General features: G+C 58.4%; 12 protein-coding genes and 1 riboswitch. Of the genes, 11 read left to right on the forward strand and 1 reads right to left on the reverse strand.

The genetic code is table 11. From position 1 onward, the window contains the following. Positions 1-28: 28 nt before the first annotated feature. Positions 29-1,228 carry an ABC transporter substrate-binding protein gene (locus ACZ5SR_RS10935; RefSeq protein ID WP_464448705.1) on the reverse strand — a complete coding sequence of 400 codons (1,200 nt, stop codon included), beginning with the start codon at positions 1,226-1,228 and terminating at the stop codon, positions 29-31. A 235-nt stretch (positions 1,229-1,463) separates the two neighbouring features. On the opposite strand from ACZ5SR_RS10935, the gene ACZ5SR_RS10940 reads away from it, so the two are divergent. From ACZ5SR_RS10940 to ACZ5SR_RS10990, 11 genes are all read left to right on the forward strand, one after another. Beyond that, on the forward strand, positions 1,464-2,255 hold the full coding sequence (locus ACZ5SR_RS10940) for a sulfite exporter TauE/SafE family protein (RefSeq protein ID WP_464448706.1): 792 nt from the start codon (positions 1,464-1,466) through the stop codon (positions 2,253-2,255). A 9-nt stretch (positions 2,256-2,264) separates the two neighbouring features. Then, a complete protein-coding gene (locus ACZ5SR_RS10945; RefSeq protein ID WP_464448707.1) occupies positions 2,265-4,070 on the forward strand; it encodes a nitrite/sulfite reductase in 1,806 nt (601 codons plus the stop codon). A 52-nt stretch (positions 4,071-4,122) separates the two neighbouring features. Continuing rightward, positions 4,123-4,500, forward strand: coding sequence for a DUF934 domain-containing protein (locus ACZ5SR_RS10950; RefSeq protein WP_464448708.1), 378 nt, complete (start codon positions 4,123-4,125; stop codon positions 4,498-4,500). A 133-nt stretch (positions 4,501-4,633) separates the two neighbouring features. Next, positions 4,634-5,389: a phosphoadenylyl-sulfate reductase gene (locus tag ACZ5SR_RS10955; protein WP_464448709.1), complete on the forward strand. Its 756-nt coding sequence runs from the start codon at positions 4,634-4,636 to the stop codon at positions 5,387-5,389. A gap of 145 nt (positions 5,390-5,534) precedes the next feature. Next, positions 5,535-6,464: a sulfate adenylyltransferase subunit CysD gene (gene cysD / locus ACZ5SR_RS10960; protein ID WP_464448710.1), complete on the forward strand. Its 930-nt coding sequence runs from the start codon at positions 5,535-5,537 to the stop codon at positions 6,462-6,464. Positions 6,465-6,484: 20 nt separating this feature from the next. Beyond that, complete coding sequence (locus ACZ5SR_RS10965) at positions 6,485-7,882, forward strand: sulfate adenylyltransferase subunit 1 (RefSeq protein ID WP_464448711.1); 1,398 nt, start codon at positions 6,485-6,487, stop codon at positions 7,880-7,882. A 159-nt stretch (positions 7,883-8,041) separates the two neighbouring features. Further along, positions 8,042-8,371 (forward strand): ferredoxin FdxA, encoded by a 330-nt coding sequence (gene fdxA, locus ACZ5SR_RS10970; RefSeq protein WP_464448712.1) that lies wholly within the window; start codon positions 8,042-8,044, stop codon positions 8,369-8,371. A gap of 49 nt (positions 8,372-8,420) precedes the next feature. Further along, a complete protein-coding gene (locus ACZ5SR_RS10975; RefSeq protein ID WP_464448713.1) occupies positions 8,421-9,458 on the forward strand; it encodes an NAD(P)/FAD-dependent oxidoreductase in 1,038 nt (345 codons plus the stop codon). Positions 9,459-9,485: 27 nt separating this feature from the next. After that, positions 9,486-9,588: riboswitch (TPP riboswitch) on the forward strand. Positions 9,589-9,655: 67 nt separating this feature from the next. Next, positions 9,656-11,911 carry a TonB-dependent siderophore receptor gene (locus ACZ5SR_RS10980; protein WP_464448714.1) on the forward strand — a complete coding sequence of 752 codons (2,256 nt, stop codon included), beginning with the start codon at positions 9,656-9,658 and terminating at the stop codon, positions 11,909-11,911. Between the two features lie 1,367 nt (positions 11,912-13,278). After that, on the forward strand, positions 13,279-14,253 hold the full coding sequence (gene rfaH / locus ACZ5SR_RS10985; protein ID WP_464448715.1) for a transcription/translation regulatory transformer protein RfaH: 975 nt from the start codon (positions 13,279-13,281) through the stop codon (positions 14,251-14,253). Then, complete coding sequence (locus ACZ5SR_RS10990) at positions 14,250-15,833, forward strand: recombinase family protein (protein WP_464448716.1); 1,584 nt, start codon at positions 14,250-14,252, stop codon at positions 15,831-15,833. The genes rfaH and ACZ5SR_RS10990 overlap by 4 nt, the downstream gene beginning before the upstream one ends. Positions 15,834-15,897: the final 64 nt, after the last annotated feature.

The raw sequence follows: 15,897 nt of genomic DNA on the forward strand, positions 1-15,897 counted from the left end.
AGGGCATCTCATCTGGCCAAGGCAGGACTCACCTCATCGCTTCAGCGGGGCGGCGCGCCTTCACATACGCGTCGCTCGGCTGGTAATTCTTGCCATCGGCATAGCGCCACTGCACCATGGTGCCTTTGCCGCCGCGCTGGTCAAGTTTGCCCACATAAGCGCCCATGGTGGACTGCTGGTCAATGGCGCGAAATTCGGCGGGGCCAAAGGGCGTGCTGAATTTGAGGCCACGCAAAGCGATGACCAGTTTTTCGTTGTCGGTGGAGTTGGCTTTTTTGATCGCCGCAAAGATCGCCTGCATGGTGGCGTAGCCGACAACAGAGCCGACCTTGGGGTTCTCATTGAACTTCTTGTAGTAATTGGCGGCAAAGCTGGCGTGCTCTTTGTTGTCGAGCTGGTCCCAGGGGTAGCCGGTCACGATCCAGCCCTTGGGGGTTTCGTCTTTCAGCACTTCCAAATATTCAGGCTCGCCCGAAAGCAGAGACACCACAGGCGTCTTGGGGAAGACGTTGCGCTGGTTGCCTTCGCGCACCAGCTTGGCCAAGTCGGCACCAAAGGTCACGTTGAAAATCGCATCGGGTTTGCTGGCCATGGTGGCGGTCAGAGTGCTTCCCGCGTCGATCTTGCCCTGGGCGGGCCACTGCTCGCTCACAAATTCCACATCGGGGCGCTTGGCTTTGAGCAATTCTTTGAAGCTGGCCACGGCGCTTTGGCCGTATTCGTAGTTGGGGGCAATGGTCGCCCAACGCTTGGCGGGCAACTTGGCCGCTTCTTCGACCAACATGGCTGACTGCATGTAGGTGCTGGGTCGCAAGCGGAAGGTGTAGCGGTTGCCCTTGTCCCAAACGATGGCGTCGGTCAAAGGCTCACTGGCCACAAACAGGCGCTTGCTTTTGGCGGCATGGTCGGCCAAGGCCAAGCCCACATTGGACAGAAAGCCTCCCGCCAGCACATCCACTTTTTCTTTGGACGTCAACTCGATCGCGTGGCGCAGCGCCTCGTCGGGCTTGCCCGCATCGTCTCTGGCAATCACTTCGACCTTGCGCCCCAGCAGGCCGCCTTGGGCATTGATCTCGTCGACCGCCAGCTGCCAGCCTTGTTTGTAGGGCTGGGTGAATTGGGGAATCGCTGAATAGCTGTTGATCTCCCCGATCTTGATCGGGGTCTGGGCGAAAACAGGGGACATGGCGACCGCAGTCAGCAGGCCGGTGGCAATCAGGCGTTTCATCGTCGGGTCCTAGGCTTAAGGTCTGAAGGCGTGACTGTACCAGCCGACTTTTTCCCTGTCGCAAAGAGGACACAAAAAGAGGCGTCTTACCGAGATTGACCTTGTGTCCAGTCCAAAGAAAACGCACACCTTCGATCAACCAGAATTCACGGCGGCACCTTTTATAAGCATTAGGAATATATACCCAACTAAAAAATCGTTTGTTTTGGAATAAAGCCACCTTACAGTCGCCGGCATGGTTGATTTAGCTTATGTCTTTGCAGGTTTTTTCGTCGGCGTTGTGGTGGGCCTGACGGGGGTGGGCGGCGGGTCCTTGATGACGCCGATCCTGATCTTTTTCTTCGGCGTCAAACCCTACATGGCCGTGGGCACAGACCTGCTGTTTGCGGCCTTCACCAAGATGGGCGGCACCGTGAGTTTTGACCGCCAACGTGTCGTGCCTTGGCGCGTGGTGGGTTTACTCAGTGTGGGCAGCATCCCAGCTTGTCTGGTGACTTTGGGCTTTTTGCGCTGGGTTGGCCCGGCCTCTGCCCAAGTGCAGTCGCTGATGACGACCACGCTGGGCGTGACTCTGCTGCTCACCGCTGCGGCCATGCTTTACAAGGCGGTGCGCGGCCAACAAGTCCCTCGGGACTTGGCCGCCGCCGACGAGGTCCGTGCCAGCACCCCTCGACACTGGGGCCTGCCTGTGCTCTTGGGTGCGTTGATTGGCACTTTTGTCACCCTCACCTCGGTCGGTGCGGGTGCCATTGGCGTGACCGTGCTGCTTTTGCTCTACCCACTTTTGCCCCTGCCGCGCATCGTTGCGGCAGACATAGCCTATGCCGTGCCTCTGACCTTGGTGGCAGGCCTGGGTCATGCGTCCTTGGGCTCGGTCGATTGGCCATTGCTGGCCAAACTGCTGGTCGGCTCTTTACCTGGCATCTGGCTGGGCTCGTACCTGACCCACCACACGCCTGACCGCGTGATCCGTTCATTGCTTTCCGTCTTGCTGGCCTGGGCCGGCGCCAAACTGGTTTTGATCTGAGTTTTCCCCATGTACCAATACACCGAATTTGACAAACAGTTCGTGCGCGCCCGCGCTGCACAGCACCGCGACCAACTTGAGCGATTTCAAGCAGGCCAACTGTCAGGCGATGAGTTCAAACCTCTGCGCCTGCAAAACGGCTGGTACGTGCAGCGCTACGCGCCCATGCTGCGCGTGGCTGTGCCCTATGGCGAAATCTCGGCGCCCCAGCTCAAAGTGCTCGCCCAAATCGCCCGCGACTACGACACGCCCGATCCAGCCCTGTTAGCCGAGGCACAGGCCACACAAGACAAAATTGCCGGTCCAGCACCCAAGCTGACCACCAATTACGGTCACTTCACCACCCGTCAAAACGTGCAGTTCAACTGGATTCCCATGTCCCAGTCGGCCGACGTGATGGACCTGCTGGCCAGCGTGAACCTGCACGGCATCCAGACCAGTGGCAACTGCATCCGCAACACCACCACCGACGAGTTGGCTGGTGTGGCGGTGGACGAAGTGGTCGATCCTCGGCCCTATGCCGAGCTGATCCGCCAGTGGAGCACACTGCATCCCGAATTCGCTTTCTTGCCCCGCAAGTTCAAGATCGCGATCACCGGCGCTCTTGAAGACCGCGCCGCGATTGGCTGGCACGACGTGGGCCTGCAAATGGTCAAAAACACGTCTGGAGAAGTCGGCTTCAAGGTGCTGGTGGGCGGCGGCATGGGCCGCACACCCACGGTGGGTTCGGTCATCCGCGAGTTCCTGCCATGGAACCAGATCATGAATTACCTCGAAGCCGTGATCCGCGTGTACAACCGCTGGGGCCGACGCGACAACATCTACAAAGCCCGCATCAAGATTTTGGTCAAGGCCGAAGGCCAGCGTTACTTTGACGAAGTCGAATCCGAATACCAGGATATTCTGGTCAAGGACGGCGGCCTGCACACCATCCCGCAAGCCGAGTTCGACCGCGTGGCCGCTTGCTTTGCCGCGCCTGCGCTGAACTTGCCTGCAGACCTGGGTGAATGGGTGGCCAAGGCCGAAGCCGATGTCAGCATCGAAGCAGCCAAAACGCCCGCCTTTGCCCGATGGATCGCGCAAAACGTCAAACCGCACCAAAACCCTGCACTGCGCGCTGTGAGCCTGTCGTTCAAGCGAGTGGGCCAAGCCCCCGGTGACGCCACCGCCGACCAGCTGGACGCCGCCGCTGCGCTGGTCGCACAACACTCTGCAAGTGAAGCGCGCGTGACGCACACCCAAAACCTGGTGCTGCCTTGGGTACGCCTAGACCAGCTGCACGCGCTGTGGCTCGAAGCCAAAGCCCTGGGCCTGGCCCAGCCCAACATCGGTTTGCTGACCGACATGATCGCCTGCCCCGGCGGCGACTATTGCGCACTGGCCAATGCCCGTTCGCTGCCTTTGGCCGCCGCCATCACCGAGCGCTACCAGGACCTGGACGAGCTGAACGACCTGGGCCACATCGACTTTCACATCAGCGGCTGCATCAACTCCTGCGGTCATCACCACTCGGGCCACATCGGCATTCTGGGTGTGGATAAAGACGGCAAGGAGTGGTATCAGGTCACGCTGGGCGGCTCGGACGGCAAAGACCTCTCAGGCCCCACCACCCCCGGCAAAGTGGTCGGCCCTTCGTTCTCGTCGGTCGAAGTGCCGGACGTGATCGAGGCAATTTTGGACACCTACAAAGCCGTGCGCCAGCCTCTGCTGGACCGACACGAATACTTCATCGAAACCTTGCACCGTGTGGGCCAGGATCCGTTCAAGGCAGCTGCCAATGCAGCACGCCACCCGGCTGAGGAACAAACTGCCTGAATATCCCTGCAGGGGCAGCCTCCACAGAACACCACCCTACACAGCAGAACCCATGAAAATCATCACCGCCCAAGACCACCAGGCCGTTGAATCGCCAACGGTCATCACATTAGCCAACGACGCCGATCCCCGCACGCTCGACCTGAGCGGCGTGACACGCATTGATCTGCAGTTCCCCAAATTCACCGACGGCCGCGCTTACAGCCAAGCTTTTTTGCTGCGCCGCCGCTTGGGCTTTGCGGGCGAATTGCGCGCCACCGGCGATGTGCTGATCGACCAGCTGGTGCAAATGGAGCGCACCGGTTTTGACGTGGCCGTGTTGCGCGAAGGTGTGGACGCCTCGGCAGCGCAACGCCAATTTGAGCGCTTTGCAGGTTTCTACCAAGGCTCGGCCATCGGCACACAACCCCTGTTTGCGAAAGCTTCCTGAAAAGCGCCTGCGTATTGCCTCCTTCTGAGCTAGCCACTTGTGGGAGCGAGCCCCTGCTCGCGAATACCAGCCGGAGCCACTGCACGCATGCGGCCACAGGGGCGACATCCCACAGAAAAACACAACACACTGCATGACTTCCAGCCTGATTTTTTCCCGCAACGCCCCGGCCAAAGCCACCGAGCAAAACGCCAAGGCGAGCCCTGACTTTGTCGCCAAGCTGGCCGAGACTCAGGCTTTGCTGCAACGCGCAGCCGCCGAGTTCACCCCCGTCACCCAAGCCTCCAGTCTGGGCGCCGAAGACGTGGTGATCACCCACATCATCAACCGTCTGCAACTCGACATCCCGGTGTTCGTGCTCGAAACAGGCGCGCTGCACACCGAAACCCTGGCCCTGCTGGAGCGCACACAGGCGCATTCGCATGCGCCCATCCAAGTGTTCCGCCCGGTAGCCGAATCCGTCATCCAGTTCGTACGCGACAAAGGCCAAGACGCGATGTACCAAAGCATCGACTTGCGCAAGGCCTGCTGCGGCATTCGCAAGATGGAGCCCCTGGCCCGCGCCTTGAAAGGCCAACGCGCCTGGATCACGGGTTTGCGTCAGGAGCAATCCACCGCCCGAGCCGAGGTGCCGCTGCTTGACACCAGCGAAGAAGTCACCAAAAACCTGACCAAGTTCAACCCCTTGGCCCGATGGACTTGGGGTGACGTGTGGCACTACATCGCCGAGAACCAGGTGGACTACAACCCGCTGCACGACCAGTTCTTCCCGAGCATCGGCTGCGCCCCTTGCACCCGCGCCATCAGCCTGGGTGAGGAGTTCCGCGCCGGTCGCTGGTGGTGGGAAGACGAAGCGGCCAAGGAGTGTGGCTTGCACGTCAAGAAATGATTTTTGGGGGGTGATGTGTGGGGCGCGGCAGGCTCCTCAGAAGTCGCTTCGCGCCACACATCGTCGCCTCCCGCGCCCCACACATCAAGTCGATCGCCCTTGGATATTTTTGACTCGCCTTGACCGAATTTGAAGAGTAATGAACATGAACGCCATGACACAAACCGAGTTGCACACCCTGAGCAACAGCCACCTCGATGCGCTGGAAGAGGAAACCATCTTCATCCTGCGCGAAGTGGCCGCCGCCTTCGAGCGCCCCACCCTGCTGTTTTCGGGCGGCAAGGATTCGCTGGTCATGCTCAAATGCGCCGAAAAAGCCTTTGGTGCGGGACGCATCCCCTACCCGCTCTTGATGATCGACACCGGGCACAACTTCCAGGAAGTGACCGAGTTCCGCGACTCGCGTGCGAAGGAACTGGGCGCTGAGCTGATCGTGCGCAGCGTCGAAGATTCCATGAAAAAAGGCACTGTGCGCCTGGCCCACCCCGGCGAGAGCCGCAATGTGCACCAGTCGGTGACGCTGCTCGAAGCCATTGAAGAGTTCCGCTTTGACGCGCTGATCGGCGGCGCTCGCCGCGACGAAGAAAAAGCCCGCGCCAAAGAGCGCATCTTCAGCCACCGCGACAGTTTTGGCCAGTGGCAGCCCAAGGCGCAGCGCCCTGAGCTGTGGACCCTGTTCAACCACAAGCTTCAGCCCGGCGAACACTTTCGCGTGTTCCCGATCAGCAACTGGACCGAGCTGGACGTGTGGCAGTACATCGCCCGCGAACAGATTGCCTTGCCCTCGATTTACTACACGCATAAGCGCGAGGTGGTGGACCGCCGAGGCCTCTTGGTGCCGGTGACCGAGCTAACACCCCCCAAAGACGGCGAAGAAGTCGTTGTGCGCGACGTGCGTTTCCGCACCGTGGGCGACATCACCTGCACGTGCCCGGTGGAAAGCACGGCATCAACACCTGAGCAGATCGTGATCGAGACGCTGGCCGCCGATGTGAGCGAACGCGGCGCGACCCGCATGGACGACAAGACGTCCGAGGCTTCGATGGAGAAGCGCAAAAAAGACGGCTATTTCTGATCACGCGAGAGCACACATTCATGAGCAACGACAAAAATTTCTCTGCCAAAAACTCAGAAAGCAACACGCAAACCGCGTTGCGATTCATCACCTGCGGCTCGGTCGATGACGGCAAAAGCACACTGATTGGCCGCCTGCTGGTGGACACCAAGGCCGTGCTGCAAGACCACTTGGTGGGCGTGCAGCGCTCGGGTGAGACCGACTTGGCCTTGCTGACCGACGGGCTCAGCGCCGAGCGCGAGCAAGGCATCACCATCGACGTGGCCTACCGCTACTTCAACACCGAAGCGCGCAAGTTCATCATCGGCGACGCGCCCGGCCACGAGCAGTACACGCGCAACATGGTCACGGCCGCATCGAGCGCCGACGCCGCCGTGGTGCTGGTCGACGCCATCAAGCTCGACTGGGCCAGCCCCGACTTGCAGCTGCTGCCGCAAACCCGCCGCCACTCGCTGCTGGTCAACCTGCTGCGCGTACCGTCCATCGTGTTTGCCATCAACAAACTCGACGCCGTGGCCGATGCCACCGTCGCGTACAAAAACATTGCAGGCGCTTTAAACAAGTTCGCCCAAGAAGCGGGCATCCAGGTTGCAGCCATGGTGCCTGTGTCGGCCCTGAAGGGCTGGAACGTGGTGACCACCGAGAACAACGACCAAGCCGACTGGTGCGGCTACACCGGCCCCAGCCTGCTCAGCATCCTCGAAGACCTGCCTGTCACCCCGGCGGAGACCGACGTGGCCTTCAGCTTCCCGGTGCAGTGGGTCGAGAAACCTATTGCCCCCACGCTTGTCGCTTCGCGTACTGCGCAGCCCCCCGAGGGGGCCGCTGCTGCGCCTTGGGGCGGCCCGGCGGCGCAGCACCACGACTCCGGCGTGACCACCCAGGGCCGCCGCGTGTTCTGGGGCCGCGTGGCCACGGGCAGCATTGAGCCAGGCCAAACCATCAAAGTCTTCCCCAGCGGCCAGACCGCTGTGGTCTCGCAAGTGCTGTCGGCCACCCGCCAGCCGCAAAACAAAGCCGCAGGCCACAGCGCGGGCCTCGTGCTCGACCGCGAGGTCGATGTCTCGCGCGGCGATTGGCTGCTCGCCAGCGAAGGAGCCCCCGAAGGCCAGCGCCAGCTGAGCACCACCATCGCCTGGATGGACGACGAGCCCTTGGTGGCGGGCCGCCTGTACTGGGCACTGCACGGCCACCGCTGGGTCAAAGTCAAGGTGCAGCGCGTGGTACACCGCCTGAACGTGAACACCTTGGCCGAGGATGTTGCCACCGAGCTGGCCCCCAACGCCATCGGCCATGTCACGCTGGCACTGCAAGAGCCTCTGGCTACCCTGCCCTATGCCCAGTCGCGCATTTTGGGCGCGCTGGTGCTGGTGGACACGGCCAGCCACAAGACCTCAGGAGCGGTGTTGGTCAACTGAAGACCTGTCCCTTGTGGGAGTCCACCCCGTGGACGAATGGTTGATTCATCCTCAAACCCATTCGCGAGCAGGGGCTCGCTCCTACAGACCTCGTCCGATCTCCCTTAAAATGCCCACTTGCGCGAACCCGGTTGCGCTCCTCTTCACTCCGAGTCCATCATGACCCACGTTGTTTCCGAATCCTGTATCCAGTGCAAATACACCGACTGTGTGGACGTTTGCCCCGTGGATTGCTTTCGCGAAGGCCCCAACTTCCTGACCATCGATCCCGATGAGTGCATCGACTGCGCCGTGTGCATTCCCGAGTGCCCGGTCAACGCCATCTTTGCGGAAGAAGACCTGCCCGCCGACCAGCAGCACATGACAAAGCTCAACGCCGAGTTGGCTTTGTTGCCCGGCTGGAAGAGCATCACCAAGCGCAAAACCCCACTGGCCAGCGCTGACGAGTGGAAAGACAAGACCGGCAAGCTGGCTGAGCTGATCCGCTGAAGTTTCTGAAGGGCCGAATGTTTCGGCCTTTTTCTCGCGAGCCCTCCTCATGACCACCTCCATCGACACCGAAGCGCTGGTCATTGGCGCAGGCCCAGTGGGCCTGTTTCAGATCTTCCAACTGGGTCTGCAAGGCGTGCACTGCCATGTGGTCGACGCCCTGCCCCATGTCGGCGGCCAATGCGCCGAGCTGTATGGCCAAAAACCCATTTACGACATTCCGGGCATCCCGTTTTGCACCGGCCTCGAACTGATCGAGCGCCTGCAGCAACAAATCGCCCCCTTCAAACCCACACTGCACCTGGGCCAGCAAGTGGGCAGCGTCGAGCGACTGCCCGACCAGCGCCTGCAAGTGATCACCAGCGCAGGCCAAACCTTTCGCACCCCCACTTTGTTCATCGCTGCGGGCGTGGGTGCATTTGTGCCGCGCCGCATGGCGCTCGATGGCTTGGCTGCGTTTGAAGGCAAGCAAGTTTTTGCCGAACACCCCAAGCCTGAACACTGGGCAGGCCAACACCTGGTGGTGGCCGGCGACGGCGACGCCGCTTTGCAAACCTGTCTGGATGCGGGCCATGGCACCCAAGCGGCGGCCAGCGTCACGCTGCTGCACCGCCGCGACCAATTCAGCGCCGCACCTGAGTTGATCGACCAGATGCGCCAGGCCTGCGCCGACGGCCGCATGCGCTTTGTGGCCGGTCAGCCCACCGGCCTGCGCACCGAAGCTGGCCGATTACAAGCACTGGAGCTGCTCAACCCCCAAGGCGAATCCGAATGGCTGAACCTGGACGTGCTGCAAACCTGCCTGGGCCTGTCGCCCAAATTGGGCCCCGTGGCGCAATGGGGCCTGGCCTTGGAGCGCAAGCAACTGGTGGTCAACACCGAAAACTTCGGCACCTCAGAGCCTGGCGTTTTTGCTGTGGGTGACATCAACACCTACCCCGGCAAAAAGAAGTTGATCTTGTGCGGCTTCCACGAAGCCACGCTGGCCGCTTTTGGTGCCGTGGCCCTGCTGCGGCCCGAAGAAAAGACCCTGCTGCAGTACACGACAACGTCCACGCTGCTGCACCAGCGTTTGGGCATCGCCTAGAATCCACCCTGCGCCGAAATCTTGCGGCGCATTCGCTAGGGGTGTTGGTGGCTGCAAGGCCATCGACTGAGAAAGTCCCTTTGAACCTGATTGAGGTAATCCTCGCGCAGGGAAGCTTGTCAAAAGAACGGCGACCGATTTCGGCCGCATGACGTTCCCAGCCAGCCGACCTGCCATAACGTTGAAGGAAAAACGTCATGGCATTTTTTTCGCCATTTTCTTGCCGGTCCCGCAACCATTCGCGCTTTTGTACCAGCCGAATCGCCAGCGCAGTGGCGCTGCTCACACTGGGGGCAGCACAGGCCCAAAGCCTGACTGAAATCACCATCACCGACACTGCGCCGTCTCAGGTCAGTGGTTTTGGTGATGTGCCGCTCAGCAAAGCGCCTTTCAGCGCGATCAACATCGACCAGCAAACCTTGCAGGACATTGGTGCCCAACGTGTCTCCGACGCCTTGCGCCTGGATGCCAGCGTGGCAGACAGCTACAACTCTCCTGCCTACTGGGACAGCCTGAGTGTGCGCGGCTACACGCTGGACAACCGCTACAACTACCGCCGCGAGGGATTGCCAATTTCTGCTGAAACCATGATCCCGATGGACAACAAGGAACGCATTGAGCTGTTCAAAGGCACCAGCGGCATCCAGGCGGGTACCAGCGCCCCCGGTGGCTTGGTCAATTACGTGGTCAAGCGCCCCCCATCGGCCAAAGACGAAACCATCCGCTCGGTCAGCGTCAGCTACGGCCCAGGCCAAAGCAGCAGCACCGGCCTCGACCTGGGTGGCCGCTTTGGCCAAGACCAAACCTTGGGCTACCGATTCAACGTGGCCTATGAAGACCTGAATCCCTACATCCAAAACACCGAAGGTCACCGCAAACTCTTTGCCCTGGCCATGGACTGGCGCATCACGCCCGACAGCAAGCTGGAGTGGGAAATCGAGCACAGCGAACGGCAGCAGTTGGGTGTGAATGGCTATAGCCTGCTGGCAAACCCCAACGATCCTTATGGTGCCCCGTCTTTGCCTTCCACCGTGGACGGTAAACGAAATATCACACGCCAGCCCTGGTCTTTGCCGGGTGTGTTTGCCAGCCAAACGGGCAGTGTGCGCTTCAAGCAAAACCTGTCTGACGGCTGGCTGTGGACCATGCAATATGGGGGACAGCGCCTGAAAACCGACGACCGGTTGAGTTTTGCCTTGGGCCACAACTGCTATGGGGTACTCGATCCTGCGAACGGAGCCACCAAACTGTGTGACCGTTTTACATCGGATGGACGATTTGAGCTGGCCGATTACCGCAGCAACGATGAGCGACGATTGGTTGATGCCTTTCAAACCGAAGTGGCTGGAGAAACCCGCTGGGGGAGTACAACACACCACCTAGCCCTATCACTGACCCGGCAGCGGCAACTTGACAGGCTGCCTGCCATGCAAGCTTGGAATTCTGCTGGCGAGGGCAGCATCTACGGAGGCGGCATCAATCAAGCTTCCCCCATTCCCGGTTACCCCAACACCAACAAAAGCGAATACAGCACAGAAATTGCTGTCAAAGATCGCATGCAACTGACGGCTCAAACAGCTGTCTGGGTGGGACTGCGCTATTCGTCCCATAGCCGAAGCAGCGAGCAAAACGCAAAATGTGATCCAGACACCTACTTGTGCTCACCTGCCGCTCAAACAAACGCCATCAACAGCAACGGTCACATCACCACCCCATGGGTCGGCATGGCACAGCAAATGGGACAACACATGGTGTTCGTGTCGCATGGGCATGGCATAGAACTGCAAGCAGTCCCGAACACACCCAGCTACTCCAACGCTGGCCAGTTGCTTGCCGTGGCTCGCAGCAAGCAAACCGAAGTCGGCATCCGCAGCGTGTCCTCGGCTGCCCGCGCTACGCCGTGGAGTTGGAATGCAAGCGTATTCCAGATCGAACGACCATTGGCCTATGACGTAGCAGATGGTGTTTTACTCAAAAGAGTAAGCAACGGTCAGCAAACCCATCAAGGGTTTGATGTGGGTGTTCAGTGGCGCTCAGCGACGTGGTCACTCCAGGCTCAAGGACAATGGCTCCACGCACGCATCTCTGATGCAACCATCATTACAGCTTTGAACGGTCAAACGCCTGTCAACGTCCCTGACATGACCCTGCGTGCCATGGCCCAGTACCGCTTCACAAACATCCCTGGTCTGCGCAGCAGCTTGCGCCTGAACCACGAAGGCTCACGCCGCGTGACCGAAGACGGTCACCTCAACCTGCCCAGCTGGACGACGCTGGACTTTGCCACGCATTACGACACCCGCATTCAAGGGACGCGAACTCAATGGACCGTGGCCATCGACAACCTGGCAAACCGCCACTACTGGCGCGAATCACCCAAACAGTTTGGCCACTATTACCTGTATGCCGGTGCACCACGGACTGTGCGAGTGGGTGTCAAGGCGAGCTTTTAAACAAGGCGGCAAGAATTTTCAGAAATCTTGCCTCTCCTCTCAAAACAGCCCAAAAATCACTCTATAATTCAAAGCTATTCCTCAATAGCTCAGTCGGTAGAGCGCCGGACTGTTAATCCTTAATTAGCCCCTTTTTGGGGCTTTTTTGTTTCAAAAACTCCTTTAAAATCAAACACCTACAGCGCTTTTCTCGAACCAATGTCAATTACACGGTAATTACACGTTTAAATACGCTGCCGCTGAGTGGTTTTGCCAGCGGCTCAGCCCCACGCAGCTCAGTTGCACCGCCCAAATCCTGCGGCTTGCGCTGAAGCCAAAAGTTGCTCTGCCCTTCGCCAACAAGCCAGCAGCCATGCAACTGGGTTGCATGACCCCAAGTACTTGGTAGTTGATTTATGAAACTCTGTTGCAGGGTCTGGCACTGAATGCTCTGCCCCAAGCCAATGGGTTCAATTGCCCAAAGCCACGTGCTTGAAGTTTTGAAATGGGGGTTGGTTCTGATTCCATCTCGTGCCGTCAGCCACCCTACTTTGTTGAGTGGGTTTGAACACTATGTTGATGGGCTCTGTTGGGGCTGATTTATTGTGCTCATTCATAGGCTTATCACCTCATACCCAACACCACCCTAGCCCACACCACTGAATCCCTACACTGTGTCCACAAGCTTGATTTCATGCGGGTTTGCGGGGTGTGTAAATTTTTTTAGAGCACTTGCAAATAACCCCATTTCTTTGCTACAATAGAGGGCTAGCGAGTTAGGATTTACAGCTTTATAAATCCTTCCCAAACTACACGGAGTGAGCCCATAGAGGTGACACCCCAGTGGCAAGTTTCTTGCTAGCACAACCGAATATTTTCCCCGATAGCTCAGTCGGTAGAGCGCCGGACTGTTAATCCTTAACAAGCCCCTTTTTGGGGCTTTTTTGTTTCCAAATTCCCTTTAAAATCAACAACTTAGCGATTTTTTGGTGTCTTATTATCAATTACACGGTTATTACACGAATAATTAGGCTGCCGCTGGTGCTGACAGAAAGTTTCATTATGTAACTTTTCTCTAGTTTAGGCATCGAGCTACTAGCGGCAAAACTCAGTGCTCAGGTGCATACAACTGAGTTGAAGTTTGTACGCCAGTGACCTTGGGAAACGCCAATTGTTGTATTGCCGTTTGCCTTGTGCTTTGGCACTAGCGTCTTTGAGCACGCTGGACAACCAATAAACCGTCAGGTCATCGGGACTTGATACATCCAGGTTGCCCTCTTGGTTACTCAGAAAACAAACTGTGCGCACTACAGGAGCACAGACTTTGAACATCCACAGACCAGAGAACACCCAGCAAGACAGCTGGCAGGGCCAACGGGGCACGTAACATGCAGACCCCAGCGGACGAGCAACTCAACACCCGTGAAGTCGCTAGTCGTTTGGGCATCTCCACCTCTGAGCTCTCTGAGCTGCGCCTCAAAACCGATGCCCTGCCCATTGAGCAAGACGGGCTCAAATTGTTCTATCGCATGCAGGCGGTTCAAGCATATGAACGCGCCGAGGCCCTTCAAGTCATGGAGTGCGTGCTCCACAGCCCAACACCATTGGCCACACTCAAGCGCATGGCCCAAGTCAGTGGGCTGAGCAAACTCTGTATTGCAGGTCAACTCATCCCAGTCAACACCCCAGTCGTGACGGCTGCTGCTGCGGCAGCGGCTGGGGCGACACCAACTCCAGCACCAGAACCCAAAAGAGCGCCAAGCTCAGTCAAGTCAGAAGTCTTGACCCATGACATGAGCAAGGGTCGTGCGCAGCCGGTTGTTCAGCAAGACGTACTGGATGCAACTCAAACACTGGCCTCAGTCGCACTGTGGCACGTGGTGCATACCAAGCCTAGGCAAGAAGCAACAGCCATCGAGAACTTGCAGCGCCAAGGCTACTGCTGCTACATGCCGACCCTGCTTGCGCAAAAAGTTCATCGCGCGCAAATCAAATGCGTCTCAGAGCCGATGTTTGCCCGCTACGTGTTTGTGGCGTGTGACAAGCACTTTGAACAGAAAGGGGCCTCACCCATACGCTCAACCATCGGGGTGCATGAAATGGTGCACTTTGGCTCCCGCCCAGCCGTGATCAGCCTAGATCTGCTCCAAGCCATCTTTGAGCGCCAGCAAACCCAACATCAAAACCCCACTGCTGCCTTTGAGGGGGGAGACAAGGTGGCGCTAATCGATGGACCACTGGCGGGCCTGCAGAGCATCTACCAAGCAGCTACGGGTGAGGAGCGCTCGATGATTTTGCTCAATCTTCTCAACAGAACGATCAAGTTGCAAGTCCCCACCGCGCAGCTGACCAAAGTCGCATGAATTCAATTGATCCCACACCCACATTCAAGGCAGCGCAATACGTGCGCATGTCCACGGAGCATCAGCAGTACTCGACGCACAACCAAGCCGACAAAATCAAAGAGTACGCCGACCGAAGGGGCATCGAGATTGTTCGAACCTACGCCGACGACGGCAAAAGTGGGCTCTCCATTGACGGACGTGCAGCACTGCAAAAACTCATTGCCGATGTCGAGTCTGGCGCAGCCGACTTTAGCCTCATCTTGGTCTACGACGTCAGCCGCTGGGGTCGGTTTCAGGATGCTGATGAGTCGGCTTATTACGAGTACATCTGCAAGCGAAAAGGCATCTCTGTAGCCTATGTGGCTGAGCAGTTCGAAAACGATGGCTCGCCCGTCTCCACCATTGTCAAAGGCGTCAAACGTGCCATGGCAGGTGAGTACAGCCGAGAGCTCTCGGCCAAAGTCTTTGCCGGGCAATGCCGATTGATCGATCTGGGCTACCGACAAGGGGGGCCCGCAGGCTATGGTCTGCGCCGGGTGTTGATTGATCAGACAGGTGTGATCAAAGGCGAGCTCAAACGCGGCGAGCAAAAGAGCTTGCAAACCGACCGCGTCGTGCTCATGCCAGGGCCAGACTCAGAGGTACAAACCGTCAACCAGATGTTTCGCTGGGTCATTGAGGATGATTTGGGTTTAACCGAAATTGCCAAGCGACTCAACAGCATGGGGATTTGGACCGATTGGGATCGACCCTGGACGTACCAGACGGTTCGGCAAGTCATCACCAATGAGAAGTACATCGGCAACAACGTCTACAACAAGCGCTCCTTCAAGCTCAAGAAGCACCATGTCAAGAATCCACCCAAGATGTGGATCAGAAAGGAAGGCGCTTTTGAGGGCATCGTGCCGCTAGAGACGTTTCTGAGCGCTCAAGAAACCCTGGCTGAGCGCAACCGACGCTTTACCGATGACGAGCTTTTGGATCACCTGCGACGCCTCTATGCCGATTGCGGCACCCTATCGGGCTTCATCATTGATGAGGCACCAGACATGCCTGGGGCCAACACCTACATTCAGCGCTTTGGCAGCCTCAGCAGAGCCTACGAGATGGTGGGGTTTCACTCCATGCACCAACACGGGTCGCTGGAGGTCAACCGCAGACTGCGCCAGCTGCACCCCGAAATCGTCACGCGCACCGAGCAAACCATCTCTGAGCTGGGCGGGCATGTGCAAAGAGACGGCAAAACAGACCTGCTCACGCTCAACGATGAGCTTGTCATCAGCTTGGTGCTGGCCCGCTGCCAAACCACCGACAGTGGGCTACTGCGCTGGCGTATTCGCCTTGACCCCAAAGACCTGAAGTCTGACCTCACGCTGGCCATTCGCCTAGATGCCAACAACGCCAGCGAGCTGGACTACTACCTCATCCCCCGCTTGGACTTGCCCCATCACGAGATCCGATTGCACAACCGCAACAGCAGCGACTTCGAGTGCTTTCGCTTTGATGACTTGAATTTCTTTTATGGAATGAGCCAGCGCGAGCGACTGCAAAGGCTCACAAGAACTAAGCCATTGAAGCACATGGATCGATCACGATGAAACGCACAACCGTATGCCTGTATTCCATTTTTTAACCGCTTGTTTTTCTTCAACCTCAGCTTCA

This window comes from Limnohabitans sp. TEGF002 (genome assembly GCF_055395845.1).